This is a genomic window from Longimicrobium sp. (genome assembly GCF_036554565.1).
Taxonomy (GTDB): Bacteria; Gemmatimonadota; Gemmatimonadetes; order Longimicrobiales; family Longimicrobiaceae; genus Longimicrobium.
In genome coordinates, this window is sequence record NZ_DATBNB010000825.1 from 1 (window position 1) to 13650 (window position 13650).

Sequence of the window (13650 nt, forward strand, 5' to 3'; positions counted from 1 at the left end):
CTTCATGATGCCCTTCTACTACGGCTCGCGCGCGCGCTCGGTGCCCGAGTACCTGAAGCTGCGCTTCGACGAGAAGACGCGCGGGCTGAACGCCATCTCGTTCGCCACCATGACCGTGTTCTCGTCCGGCATCTCCATGTACGCCATGGGGCTCCTGCTGGGCGTGCTGCTGGGGTGGGACTTCAACTTCAGCGTGCTGGTGTCGGCGCTCATCGTGCTGGCGTACATCCTCCTGGGCGGCCTGACGTCGGCCATCTACAACGAGGTGCTGCAGTTCTTCCTGATCGTCGCCGGCTTCATTCCGCTGGTGTACCTGGGGATGAAGGACGTGGGCGGCTGGTCGGGCCTCACCGAGCGGCTGGCCGTGACGGCGCAGAACGCGGGGTTCGCCCCCGGCGCGTACACGCAGTCGTGGCAGCACATGGCCTCGGCCGCGCAGAACCCGATGGGGGTGGAGTGGTTCGGCGTGGCGATGGGGCTGGGCTTCGTGCTCTCGTTCGGCTACTGGACCACGGACTTCCTGGTCGTGCAGCGGGCGATGGCGGCGGACAGCATGTCGGCCGCGCGCCGCACGCCGCTGATCGCGGCCTTCCCCAAGATGCTCTTTCCCGCGCTGGTCATCCTTCCCGGGATGATCGCCATCGCGCTGACCACCCAGGCGGGCGCCAGCGGCTTCGCGCTTCCCGCCAAGGCCGACGGGTCGCTGAACTACGACCTGGCCATCCCCATGATGCTGGGCCACTACTTTCCCCCGGGAATGCTGGGGCTGGGGCTGACGGCGCTGATGGCGTCGTTCATGTCGGGGATGGCGGGCAACGTCACCGCCTTCAACACGGTGTGGACGTACGACATCTACCAGGCCTACATCCGCAAGGGCGCGAGCGACGCGCACTACCTGTGGATGGGGCGGATGGCCACGGTGGGCGGCATTGCGCTCTCGGTTGCGACGGCGTACGCGACGACGCAGTTCAACAACATCATGGACATGCTGCAGCTGGTGTTCGCCTTCGTGAACGCCCCGCTGTTCGCCACCTTCCTGCTCGGGATGTTCTGGCGCCGCAGCACCGGCCATGGCGCGTTCACCGGCCTGGTGGCGGGGACCGCCGCCGCGGCCATCCACCACGGCCTTTCGCTGCCGGCGGGCTCCGGCGTGGGCATCAAGGGCGGATGGCTGGGTTCGGTGATGACCCACTATCCCAGCGAGATGGCGCAGAATTTCTGGACGGCCATCTGGGCGTGGACCACCTGCTTCGTGGTGACCATCGCCGTCAGCCTGGTGACGAAGCCGCGCCCGGCCGAGGAGCTGCGCGGGCTGGTGTACTCGCTGACGGAGCGGCCGCGCGACGAGGGTGAGCCCTGGTACCGCCGCCCGGGGCCGCTCGCCGTCGTGGTGCTGGCGATGACGCTGGCGCTGAACATCATCTTCTTCTAGGGAGGCGACATGAACCTCGACATCCGCCTGCCCATCGGCATGCTCTTCACCCTGCTGGGGCTGTTGCTCGCGGGCTACGGCCTGATGGCGGACCCCGCCATCTACCAGCGCTCCCTGGGCGAGAACATCAACCTCTCGTGGGGGATCGCGGTGCTGCTGTTCGGCCTGGTGTTCCTGGTGCTGGGCCGCAGGGGCACGAGCTCCGCCCTGCCGGCGGACGAGAGCCCCGAGGGCCGCGCCACCGAGGTGCGCGAGCACCGGACGGGGCTGGAGTCCGAAGGGCCCCGCCCCAACCACTGACCGGTCGGCGCGCGCTTGACGGGAGGAGGGGGCCCTGCGCTTCCTCCTCTCTCGCGTTCCGGGAGGAGCGTGTTCGCGCGTGAACACTTCTGCAGATGATCAGGCCATGAACTCTCCTCTTCGCGCGCTCGCCGCCGCCGGCGCGGTGGCCGCTTCGGCGGGCGCGCTCTCCGCGCAGCGTGAGCTGTATCGATCCGGCGCGTTCACCGTCACCGACACCTCCGTGCAGCAGGGACGGTTCGCGGCGGTGGCCCTCTCGCGCGACAGCATCGTCAGCACGTATCCGCGGGCCGGGCGCGAGATGCACTTCCGCTTCAGCCTCGACGGGGTGGACAACGAGTTTCCGTCCGGGACGGAGCACACGTTGTACGTCCGCCCCACGAACGGCGCCATCGTCTCGCCCGTGTACGTCTTCGGGGAGGAGCAGCCGCCGTTCATCCCCACCCCCGAGGCGTATTCGACGAGCGAGGAGGGGGTCGCGCAGGTGACCATCCGCCTGGATCTGCGCCAGGTGCTACGCGAAATGGAGCGGACGGGCCAGTACGATCCGCCGCAGGGCCCGCCCATCCGGCGCGCGGACTTCCGGAGCGTGTACGCCATCGGCGACGTGGAGCCGCTGAGCTGGGACGCGCGCGGCCTGCGCCCCGGCTCGCCCGCGCAGCTGCGGGACGAGGATGGCGACGGCATCTACACGCTGACGCTGCCCGTCCAGGCGCAGTACACGCGTCCGCTGGCGGATGCGGGACGGGCCGTGTGGACGCGGCAGGCGGACGTGTCGGCGTTCCCGCAGTTGCGCTCGCCGGAACGGATGGTGGATGCGCTCTATCGCATGTCGCTGGAGGAGTTGACGCAGCTGGTGCGGGAGGATGGCGCGCTGTCCGCCGGGGCCAAGTGGCCGGGCGTGTGGACGCGCGACGTGTCGTATGCGTCCGTGCTCGCCCTGGCCGTCGTGGCGCCGGACGCGGTGAAGCGCAGCCTCCTGGCCAAGGTCGATTCCGCCGGGCGCATCATCCAGGACACGGGGACGGGCGGCTCCTGGCCCATCTCCACCGACCGGATGACGTGGGCGCTGGCCGCGTGGGAGCTGTACGCGGTGACGGGCGACCGCGACTGGCTGCGGCAGGCGTACGACATCATCAGCCGTTCGGCGGAAGCGGATTTGCACGCCATCTTCGACCCGGCGACGGGGCTGGCGACGGGTGAGACGTCGTTCATGGACTGGCGGGAGCAGTCGTACCCCCGGTGGATGGAACCGCGCGACATCGCTCGGTCCGCCGGCACGAGCACCAACGTCGTCCACTACGCCACGTATCGGATCCTGGCGAACATGTCGTCCGCGCTGGGCCAGCCGGCGGACTACTGGGCAAACGTGGCGGAGGGCCTGCGCACGGCCATCAACCAGCACCTGTGGATGCCGGACGCGGGATACTACGCCGTCTTCCGCTACGGGCGCGGCTATTCGTCCCTGGCCCCGCGCTCCGACGCGCTGGCCCAGGCGCTGGCTGTCATCTACGGCGTGGCGGAGCCCGAGCAGCAGGCGCTGATCTCGGCCCGCGCGCCGATGGTGGAGTTCGGCGCGCCGACGTTCTGGCCGTACATCCCCGGCATCCCCTCGTACCACAACGCGGCGATCTGGCCGTTCGTCAACGCGTACTCGCTTTGGGCCGCGGCGGAAGCGGGGAACACCGCCGCGGTGGAGCACGGGCTGGCCTCCATCTACCGTCCAGCCGCGCTGTTCCTGACCAACAAGGAAAACATGATGGCCAGCACGGGCCACTTCGACGGGACGGAGCTGAACTCCGACCGCCAGTTGTGGAGCGTCGCCGGCAACCTGGCCGCCAGCTACCGCGTGCTCTTCGGGATGCGCTTTCGGCCGCAAGGGCTGGCCTTCCGCCCCATGGTGCCGCGCGGCTACCAGGGCGAGCGGACGCTTTCCAACCTGCGCTACCGCGGGTCGACGCTGTCGATCACCGTACGCGGCTTCGGTGACGGCGTGGCGAGCGCGGCGCTGGACGGGCAGCCGCTGGAGCGCGCGGAGATTCCGGCGACGCTCACGGGTGAGCACGTGGTGGAGATCACGATGAACGGGCGGTGGCCGGCGGGGCGCGTCAACCTCGTCGAGAACCGCTGGGCGCCCGACACGCCATCCGCTACGCTGCGCGGAGACGTGCTGTCGTGGTCGCCGGTGCCGGGCGCGGTGCGCTACGTCGTGCACCGCAACGGGCGCCCGGCCGCGACGACGACGGAGACGCACGTTTCGCTCGGCCGGCTGGACCGCGTGGCGGAGTACCAGGTGCTGGCGGTGGATTCCACCGGGCTGCAGTCGTTCCTGAGCGCCCCGGTGCTGATGGCGCGCGACGAGGCCGTTGTCGTGGCGCGGCCGCGCGGAGCGCCGCTGGAGCGCGAGCACGAGGGCTTTACGGGCCCGGGCTACGTGCGGGTGACGCGCGAGGCGAACACGAGCGTGGAGTTTCCGGTGATCCTGACGTGTGGCGGCGAGTACGTGGTCGATGCGCGCTACGCCAACGGCAGCGGGCCCATCAACACCGACGCGAAGGCCGCCATTCGCACGCTGCTGGTGGATGGGAAGCCCGCGGGCGTGCTGGTGATGCCGCAGCGCGGAACGGACCGCTGGAACGAGTGGGGCTACGGCACGTCGCTGCGGGTGAACCTGTCGCCGGGCGGGCACCGACTTACGCTCGCGTACACGCCGCTGGACGAGAACATGGATCGGCGAGTGAACACGGCGCTGTTGGACCACCTGCGCCTGATCCACCTCTCGCCAGCTTCCGAGTGCCGGTGAGGCCGCCGGTCTGAACGGCAGTTTCACGCAGAGGCCGCAGAGAAGAAAGAGAGGACGCAGAGAAAAAATGGTTTTTCTCTGCGTCCTCTTCCGTTCCCTCTGCAAAGCCGAAACAAGATCCTGTACACTCTGCGCACTTCCGATGTATCGTTGCCGCTCTCACGTTGGGTGCGGCTCTTGACAGGCTGCACCTTGTACGGTACACTGTACCGCAGGAGGTGCGGGGTGGAAGGTGGGCTGAAGAAGGTTCCTGCGAGATTCTGGAGCAACGCTGGTGGAACAGAGCCTGTGCGCGACTGGCTTCAGAGTCTCGACAAGCACGACCGCAGGACGATTGGTGGGGACATCGCGACGGTGGAGTACGGCTGGCCCGTGGGCATGCCGACCTGCCGCTCGATGGGGGCAGGCCTGTGGGAGGTACGGACGAACCTGGCCGACAACCGGATCGCCCGTGTGCTCTTCTGCTTCTGCCAGGGGCATCTCGTTCTCCTGCACGGGTTCATCAAGAAGACCAGGAAAACGCCGGACGACGAGTTGGCGCTCGCCCGGAAACGCCAGAAGGAGCTAGAACCATGAACAATCCGCACATCGGCAGCTCGTTCGAGAGCTTTCTGGAGCAGGAAGGGATTCGCGACGAGGTGGAGGGGCTCGCGCAGAAGCGGGTTTTCACCTGGCAGATCCGGGAGGCCATGGAGCAGGCTGGCCTGTCCAAGGCTGCACTGGCGGCGCGGATGCAGACGAGCCGAACGCAGGTGGAGCGGCTGCTGGACCCCGACAACAGCAAGGTGCAGCTCGACACGCTTCAGCGCGCCGCCCAAGCCGTCGGCCGCACGCTGCGGGTGGAGCTGGTCTGATGCGCAGACGATAGGAACGGATTTCACGCAGAGGACGCAGAGAAAAAAGAGAGGACGCAGAGAAAACGATTTTTCTCTGCGTCCTCTCTGTTCCCTCCGCGGCCTCTGCGTGAAACGTCGTTTATCTGTTCTCTTCAGGATCCACGAGGCCGCTGCTCGGCACCGGCTGCACCGAGCCCTGCACGGTCAGCGGCTCGTGCTGGTCGCCGCCGATCACGGTGTCCACGCCCGCGTCGCCCGCGTCGTGCACCAGCATCACCGAGGCTGCCGCAATCAGCAGCGAAACGCCGCCGGTCATCACCATGTACAGCGACGTGTTCGGGTTGTCCTGCCCGTACACCGCGCGGATCAGCGGGCCGAAGCCCAGCGACGCCAGGATCTCGGGGATGACGATGAAGAAGTTGAACACGCCCATGTACACGCCCATCCGCGCCGCGGGGAGCGCGGTGGAAAGGATGGCGTAGGGCATCGACAGGATGGACGCCCACGCGATGCCCACCCCCACCATGGTCAGCAGCAGCACGTACTGGTTGTGGATCACCGACACGCTCAGCAGGCCGATGGCGCCACAGGTGAGCGCCAGCGCGTGCGTCGCTTTGCGGCTGGTGGCCCGCGCGACCGCCGGCAGGGCGAACGCCACCACGAACGTGGTGATGGAGTAGAAGGCGAAGGTGATCCCGCCCCATTCGATGCCGCGCGCGTACAGCTCCGAGTCGGGATCGGTGGCGCCGAACACGTGGCGGGCCACCGTGGGCACGAAGAACATCCACATGCAGAACAGCCCCAGCCAGGTGAAGAACTGGACGACGGCCAGCTGCTTCATGGTCTTGGGCATGTTGGTGATGGCCGCGCCGATCTCCGCGAACAGCGCGCCCACGCCGGCCCGTTCGCGCCGCTCGCGTTCGAACGCCTCCATGTCTTCCGGCGGCGCCTCGCTGGTGGTGAACACCGTCCACAGCACCGCCAGCAGGAACACCACGGCGCCCAGCTGGAACGAGTACTTCACCGTCAGCGGAATGCCGCTGGCCGTGGTGCCCGTCACGCCCATCTGGCCGAAGATGTACGGCAGCGCATTCGCCAGGCTGGCGCCCACGCCAATGAAGAACGACTGCATTACGAAGCCCGCCGTACGCTGGCTGGCATCGAGCTTGTCGGCCACGAAGGCCCGGAACGGCTCCATGGACACGTTGATGGACGCATCCAGGATCCACAGCAGCGACGCCGCCATCCACAACGAGGTGGAGGTCGGCATGAAGAACAGGGCGATGGACGACAGGATGGCGCCCGTCAGGAAGTAGGGCCGCCGCCGTCCCAGCCGGCCCCACGTGCGGTCGCTGAGCGCGCCGATGATGGGCTGCACCAGCAGCCCCGTCATGGGCGCCGCCAGCCACAGGATGGGCACCTCGTCCGGCCGCGCCCCCAGCCGTTCGTAGATCGCCGACATGTTGGCCAGCTGCAGCCCCCAGCCGAACTGGATGCCCAGGAAGCCGAAGCTCATGTTGAACATCTCGCCGAACTTCAGGCGCGGTTTCTTGCTCACGTCGGTGGCTCCAGGGGGTGTGGGAGACGGCGCGGGGATGCGAGTGTGTTGCAGCGCGGCTCACGGCGCGCCGCTCTTTGTACGTTGTTCGTACAAAATTGTTGATCCGGAGACTTTTCGCCACTGCCAGGCGGTTCTACGGGCAGTCGGTTCCCCCGCCGAACATCCACCGGTACGCCGCCGGAAACTCGCGCCTCCAGAACCCTTCGGAGTGCGTCCCGTCCTCCCGCACGTAGCCCACCACCTGGCGGCCCACGCGGAATCCGGCTGCGGCGAGCGTATCCACCATCCGCCGGTGGTCGTTCTCGTACACCTGCGGCGCATCGCCCTCGCGCGCGCCCGTGACCAGGTAGAAGCGCTCGCCCCCGAGCGGACGCGCCGCGCGGGCGAACGCGAAGTTCTGCTCGCTGAACCAGAACGCGGGAGAGAACACGCCCGCCCGGCCGAATACGTCAGGGTACTTCAGCGCCGCGTAGAGCGAGATCAGCCCGCCCATGCTGCTCCCCGCGACGCCCGTGTTCAGCCGGTCCGGCCGGGTGCGGTAGCGCGCGTCGATGTACGGCTTGAGCGTGTTCGCCAGGAAATCGACGTACGCATCGCCCTCGCCGCCGCCGTGGCGGGGATGCGTCCACGGCGAATACTCGTCCAGGCGGCGCTGCCCGCCGTTGTCCACCGCGACGACGATGGCCCCCCAGTCGCCCGCCGCGTGCAGGCTGTCGAGCGTCTCGTCCACCCCCCACTCGCCCGCGTAGCTGGTGGCATCGTCGAACACGTTCTGCGCGTCGTGCATGTACAGCACGGGATACGTCTTGGTGGTCGTGGCGTAGTCCGGCGGCAGGTAGATCCACACGCGGCGCGTGCGGCCCAGCTGCGGGATGGCGAACGCGGTGTCGAGCACCGTCACGGATCGGCTGGCCGTGGACGGACGTGCCGGGCGCGGGCTGCCGTCGCGCCATCCCGCCACCGATCCGGCGTACGTCGCCGCTCCGGTGGCCGGCACGACGAAGCGGCGGTTGGGGGCATCCGCGCCCGTGCTGTCGCTCTCCGCCGCGTCCCACGAGCCCAGGGTGAACTTGAAGTCCACGGGGCCGCGCACGTCCTCGTGCAGGGTGATCGCGTACTCGCCGGACGCCTCGCGCGCCAGCCGGTAGTCGGGCGACGCGGGATTCCACCCGTTGAACGAACCCGCGAGGTAGATCGTCGCCCCCGGCGGCGTGTTCCGTGGGACGGTGAGGCGCACGGTGAGCTGCGCGCTCGCGGGCGCGGCGCCCAGCAGGAATGCGCCGGCGACGAGTGCGCCGGTGTGGCGGATGTGGCGATGGACGGCGGTCATGGAGCGGTGGAGTGGGACAGGTGCGATGGACGGCAGCCGGCGGATTGAACGTCCGCCGGCTGCCCGAAAGAAGATCAGCGCGCCGGGCGGAAGCGGATCGCCTGGCCGCCGCCGGGTGCCATCTGGATGCGCAGCGTGGTGCCCGAGGTCACCTGCTGCTGCGAGATGGTGATCGGCAGCGGGTTGTCGCGCCAGTCGGCACCCGGGCCGTCGGCGTAGATCTCCGCGACGTAGTTGCGGCCCGCGGGGAGGAAGGAGAGCGGCACGTCGAACGCTCGCCCCTCTTCGTCGCTGATGGCGCCCAGGAACCAGTCGTCCGCCCCGCGCTGCTTGCGCGCGACGATCACGTGGTCGCCGATCTCGCCGTCGATCACGACGGTCGTGTCCCAATCCACCGCCACGTCGCGGATGAACTGGAAGGCCGGCTGCCCCGCGTAGTTCTCCGGCAGGTCCGCCGCCATCTGCAGCGGCGAGTAGAGAACCACGTACAGCGCCAGCTGCTTGGCGAGCGTGGTGCGCGGCCGCGCGTCGTGGGGCTGCCGCGGCGTGCCGCTGGGGCGCTGGATGAGGATGTCGAAGATGCCGGGAGTGAAGTCCATCGGCCCGGAGACCATCCGCGTGAAGAAGAGGATGGTCTCGTGCTCCGGCGGGTTGCCCCCCTCGCCGCCCCACGCGTTGTACTCCATCCCCCGCGCCCCCTCGCGCGACAGCATGTTGGGCCAGGTGCGCCGCTCGCCCGTGTCCTTGATGGGCTCGTGCACGTTGACCATGATGCCGTTGCGCGCCGCCGCCTCGATCACCCGGCGGTGGTGGCGCACCATGAACTGCGACTGGTGCGCGTGGCCGTGCTCGGTCCTGTCGCCCACGTACCCCGTCTTCACGGCGCGGACGCCCACGCGGTTGTACAACGCCATGGCCGAGTCCAGCTGGCGCTCGTACGGATCGATCATCGTGGCCGTCTCGTGGTGCCCGATCAGCGTCATCCCGCGCTGCCGGGCGTACGCGGCCACCTCCGCCAGGTCGAAGTCGGGATACGGCTGCGTGAAGGAGAAGTCGGCCTTCATGGTGTTGAACCAGTCCTGGTCCCACCCCAGGTTCCACCCCTCCACCAGCGTGCCGCCGAACCCGTTGGCCGCGGCAAAGTCCATGTAGCGCTTGACGTTCTCCGTCCGCGCACCGTGCTTCGGCCCCTGCCCCCAGGTCTCGGTGTTGATGTGCAAGCCCCACCACACCCCGTTGTACTTCATGGGCGTGATCCACCGCGTGTCGGCGATGCGGCTGGGCGGGTTCAGCTTCAGCGTGAGGACGGAGGGATGCAGGTCTTCGGGCCGGTCCGCCAGCTGGATGGTTCGCCAGGGGGTGACGAACGGCGCCCGCCCGCGCACCGCCACCCCGTCCGCCCAGCGCGCCAGGGTGGACTGCAGGGTGCGGTTCGATGTCCGCGCCAGGTACATCCCGGCGTAGTCCACCAGGTTGGCCTCGTGGATCACGACCTGCACGCCGCTGGTCATCTGCAGCGTCAGCGGCGTGTGCACCGAGTCAAGCCGGCTGACGGGCGACGACGAGTAGAGGATCTCCTGCCGGTCCGGCTCGGGGCGGTTGCTGGGAATCCACCAGGCGCGCGCGTTGTCGGCCAGGGCGAACTCCGTCAGCTCCTCCATCATCTCGAAGTCGCGGAAGCCGGCGCTGTCGGCCAGCTCGTAGCGAAAACCCACGCCGTCGTCGAAGGCGCGGAACACCACGGCGAAGCGGCGGTTGGGCGCCCGGTCCTCGGCGATACGCACGCGCAGCTCGTGGTGATGGTCGCGCACGCGCGCCACCTCGCCCCACGGCTGCGTCCAGCTCTGGTCCACCGTGTTGCGCGAGCTTCCCGTGATGCGGAGCGCGCTGCGCAGCGAGTCGCCGCCCCGAAAGGCGAAGCCCAGCCGCGAGGGAAGCAGCACCGGCTGGCCGTTGCGGCTGACCGCGTAGTACAGGCCGCCATCGCGAACGTGTACCGTCACCGTGTTCTTTCCGTCCGGCGAGGCGACCCGCAACGAGTCCTGCGCCTCCGCGCGGCTGGCGGACAGGCTCAGGCCCAGCGCCGCGCCGGCTACAAGGGGCCACATCCGAGCGTGCATGTGCATTCTCCTCATCCGTCCGTTCAAAGCCGGGTGCCGGCGTGGATGGCGACCGCGGTGTTGGAGGGCAGGCTGAACTGCACCGCGCCGTCCGCCCCCACGGCCACGGCGGTGCCGGCGCAGGCGGCGCCCGCCTTGCCGCCGGTGATCACGTCGCAGTAGGTGCCCGCCGCCAGCCCGGTGGGCGTGGCGACGTTCACCGCCGCGGCCTCGCGGTTGATGGCCACGAAGCCCTTGTCGCCCCGCGAAAAGGCGATGGCGTTGGCCGCGTTGTCCCACCAGCGGTTCAGGTCCGTGCCGGCCACGGCCCGGCGGAAGCCCACCATCCGCAGGATCGTGGGGTCGCGGTGCTCGCACACCCACTGGCCGCTCTGCACGATTTCCATGCTGGCCACGCACGAGACCGGGTTCGTCTCCCCCGTTGCGTTGGACGGGGGGCCCGTGTCGCGCCCGGAGCCCAGCGTGAACGCGTAGCTCGACATGATGGAGGGATAGCCGTACGGCTGCGCCATCATCCACACGTTCGCCAGCCGGAACGGCACGGGCGAGCGGTAGCCGATCCCCGCCGCGTCGCGCTGGGTGTCGTGGTTCTCCAGGAACACCACAGCCTTGTCCGGCGGCATCAATCCCCACGCGCCCACGGAAAACTGGTTTCCCGTGGTCCCGTTGGGGTTCAGCTGCGCCAGGCGCCCGCCGTTGGCGCCCAGGAACTTTTCGCCCACGCCGCGGAACTTGAACTCGGTGATGTCGGCCGCTCCGCCGGAGGCGTAGGCCAGGCCGTAGTAGTCGGTGCGCGAAACGCCCTCGTTGCCGTAGTCGATCACCTCGGCGAAGTAGTAGGGCAGGGGGCGCCCCTCCGCCGCCAGCGCGCGGTTCACCCGGCCCAGGATGGAGTCCAGGTCCACCGGCTGCATGTGCTTGGCCGCGTCGATGCGGTACCCCGCCACGCCCAGACGCGAAAGGTCCAGCAGGTACGCGGCGATCTTGCCGCGCACGTCCGGCAGCAGCGTGTTCAGGTCCGCCAGCCCCACCAGCTCGCAGTCCTGCACGTTGGCGGCGTTGCTGTAGTCGTTGACGCCGCACTGCCCGTGGAAGTCGCCCGGGGAGTACAGGCCGGGGTAGCTGTACTTGGTGTAGACGGTGCCGTTGCTCCCCGTTCCCGCGCCCGCCGTCATGTGGTTGATCACGGCGTCCACGTAGATGTCCACACCAGCCGGCTTGCAGCGGGCCACCATGTCGGCGAACTGGGCGCGCGTACCCGAGCGGCTGCGGTCGATGCTGTAGCTTACCGGCTGGTAGCGCTGCCACCAGGGATGGCCGCTGATCACCGCGTGCTCCTGCGGCGGCGACACCTGCACCGCCTCGTAGCCCGCGGGCCCCAGCACGGTCTCGCACTCCGCGGCGATGTCCGTCCACCGCCACTCGAACAGGTGAACGAACACGTCGCCCCCCGCCGTGTGGCCGCTGGCGCGGTACGTCTGCGGCAGCGACGGCCGCGGGGGCGGCGGCTCGATGATGGGCGGCGGCGTGACCGGGTCCTTGCAGCCGCCGGCCAGCAGGACGAGGGCAAGGAGGCCGGCGCGGAATCGAAGAAGGTGCATGGCGATCGTCCACCAGGTCCACAAAGGGCTGCAGCCCCGCCGCGGGGGCGGCGGAGCTGCAGGAAAGCGTCAGTCCGCGCCCCGGATTGCTCCGGGGCCGTGCCGGCTCAGTTGTAGCCGGGGTTCTGCTTCAGGTTGGGGTTGGCCGAAAGCTCCGCCGCCGGGATCGGGTACAGGTCCAGGTGCGCGGCCGTGGCCGTTCCCGCCGGGGGGCCGCCCTTGAAGCTCCAGACGTACGCCCCGCCGGTGAAGCGCCCGAAGCGCACCAGGTCCGTGCGGCGGTGGGCCTCCCACAGCAGCTCACGGCCGCGCTCGGCCAGGATGAAGTCCAGCGTCATCTGCGCGTCGGTGATGTTGCCGCTGGCGTTGCCGTAGGCGCGCGCCCGCAGCTGGTTGATGTAGCCCAGCGCCGTCGCGCGGCTGCCGCCCGCCCCGCGCACCACCGCCTCGGCGTAGATCAGGTACGCGTCGGCCAGGCGGAACATGGGGAAGTCGGTGTCGGGGAAGGTGGGGTGCGCCCCCGCCCCGCCCGTCGACTTGACGTTGCGGAACTTGGGCGCCGCGACCCCCTGGAAGAAGTCGCCCACGTCGCTGATCCCCACCGACTTCTGCATCACGAAGTACGACGACCGCCGGTCCGCGCCGCTCGAGGGATAGAAGTTGTAGGCCTCCGGCTTCAGCCGCAGCCCCCACCAGCCTCCGTCGAGCCCGTAGCTGCCCGCGTTCATGTCGCCGCCCACCGCGGCGTGCGCCAGGAACGTCATCCCGCCCCAGGTGCGGGTGTGGGCGCCGTCGAAGGTGATGGGGAAGATGATTTCGGGCGACGTGTGGTTGTCGGCCATGAACAGGTGCTGGTAGTTGGCGTCCAGCTGGTACGCGCCGGAGCCGATCACCGCCTCGGCGGCGGTCCGGGCCTCGGCGTAGCGGGCCTGGCCCGTGTACACCTGCGAGTTCAGGTACAGCTTGGCCAGCAGCATCTGCGCCGCGCCCTGGTCGGCGCGGCCGTACTCGGCCTGGCCCACCGCGGGCAGCTGCGGGAGAATGGCCTGCAGCTCGCTCTCGACGAAGGAGAAGATCGCCTGCCGCGTGGCCTGCGCCGGGGGCTCGGCGCCCGACCGGTTGGTCTCGGTGACCAGGGGCACGTTGCCGAACAGGTCGGCCGCGTGCCAGTAGCTCAGCGCGCGCAGGAAGCGCGCTTCCGCGCGGTATCCGGCCACCTGGGTGCGCAGCTCGGCGCTTGCGCCGCGCTCCGCCATGCGGTCGTCGGCGGTTTCGCGCATGAACTCGTTCGCCAGCGCCACCTGGAAGAAGATCCGGTAGTACAGGGCCGCGACGAACGGGTTGCTCGCCGTCCACCCCTGGCGGTTCATCTCCGGCAGCCCCGGGTCGCCCCAGCCGATGATGGCCTCATCGGTGGGAAGCTCCTGCAGCGACCAGTACTGGCGAAGGTACTGCGAAAATCCCTCGTCGATCCCCGAGATGTCGGCGGAGCCGTCGGGGCCCTGCTGCCCGGTCACCGACAGCCCCGCGTACAGCTTCGCCAGGAAGGCGCGGTACGAGCTGGGGTCGGAGAACACGGTTCCGCCGCTGACGGAGCTCTTGGGCTCCGTCGTCAGGTCGGTGCACGCCCCGGCCGCCAGCAGCAGCCCCGAGGCCAGGATCAGCGT

10 protein-coding genes are annotated in these 13650 nt (G+C 69.3%); 5 read left to right on the forward strand and 5 right to left on the reverse strand.

Annotation, left to right across the window (positions count from 1 at the left end):
• The 5 genes from VIB55_RS23385 to VIB55_RS23405 all read left to right on the forward strand — a co-directional run.
• On the forward strand, nucleotides 1–1432 hold a 1432-nt coding region (locus tag VIB55_RS23385), incomplete at its 5' end, for a sodium:solute symporter family transporter (RefSeq protein ID WP_331879092.1).
• Between the two features lie 9 nt (nucleotides 1433–1441).
• A complete protein-coding gene (locus VIB55_RS23390; protein WP_331879093.1) occupies nucleotides 1442–1732 on the forward strand; it encodes a hypothetical protein in 291 nt (96 codons plus the stop codon).
• A 106-nt stretch (nucleotides 1733–1838) separates the two neighbouring features.
• A complete protein-coding gene (locus VIB55_RS23395; protein ID WP_331879094.1) occupies nucleotides 1839–4535 on the forward strand; it encodes an MGH1-like glycoside hydrolase domain-containing protein in 2697 nt (898 codons plus the stop codon).
• Nucleotides 4536–4760: 225 nt separating this feature from the next.
• The gene (locus tag VIB55_RS23400) at nucleotides 4761–5111 is read left to right on the forward strand and encodes a type II toxin-antitoxin system RelE/ParE family toxin (RefSeq protein WP_331879095.1); all 351 of its coding nucleotides are present in this window, start codon (nucleotides 4761–4763) and stop codon (nucleotides 5109–5111) included.
• Nucleotides 5108–5389 carry a helix-turn-helix transcriptional regulator gene (locus VIB55_RS23405; RefSeq protein WP_331879096.1) on the forward strand — a complete coding sequence of 94 codons (282 nt, stop codon included), beginning with the start codon at nucleotides 5108–5110 and terminating at the stop codon, nucleotides 5387–5389. The genes VIB55_RS23400 and VIB55_RS23405 overlap by 4 nt, the downstream gene beginning before the upstream one ends.
• Nucleotides 5390–5510: 121 nt before the next feature.
• Here VIB55_RS23405 and VIB55_RS23410 read toward each other — a convergent pair whose 3' ends face one another.
• The 5 genes from VIB55_RS23410 to VIB55_RS23430 form a co-directional block, all read right to left on the reverse strand.
• Nucleotides 5511–6887 carry an MFS transporter gene (locus VIB55_RS23410; protein WP_414682251.1) on the reverse strand — a complete coding sequence of 459 codons (1377 nt, stop codon included), beginning with the start codon at nucleotides 6885–6887 and terminating at the stop codon, nucleotides 5511–5513.
• Between the two features lie 178 nt (nucleotides 6888–7065).
• Nucleotides 7066–8262, reverse strand: a complete 1197-nt coding sequence (locus tag VIB55_RS23415) for an alpha/beta hydrolase-fold protein (protein ID WP_331879098.1) — start codon at nucleotides 8260–8262, stop codon at nucleotides 7066–7068.
• A 74-nt stretch (nucleotides 8263–8336) separates the two neighbouring features.
• Nucleotides 8337–10382, reverse strand: coding sequence for a glycoside hydrolase family 97 protein (locus tag VIB55_RS23420; protein WP_331879099.1), 2046 nt, complete (start codon nucleotides 10380–10382; stop codon nucleotides 8337–8339).
• Between the two features lie 23 nt (nucleotides 10383–10405).
• Nucleotides 10406–11983 (reverse strand): alpha-amylase family protein, encoded by a 1578-nt coding sequence (locus tag VIB55_RS23425; protein ID WP_331879100.1) that lies wholly within the window; start codon nucleotides 11981–11983, stop codon nucleotides 10406–10408.
• A 107-nt stretch (nucleotides 11984–12090) separates the two neighbouring features.
• Entirely contained in the window at nucleotides 12091–13647 is a 1557-nt protein-coding gene (locus VIB55_RS23430) for a RagB/SusD family nutrient uptake outer membrane protein (protein WP_414682253.1), read from the reverse strand.
• Nucleotides 13648–13650: the final 3 nt, after the last annotated feature.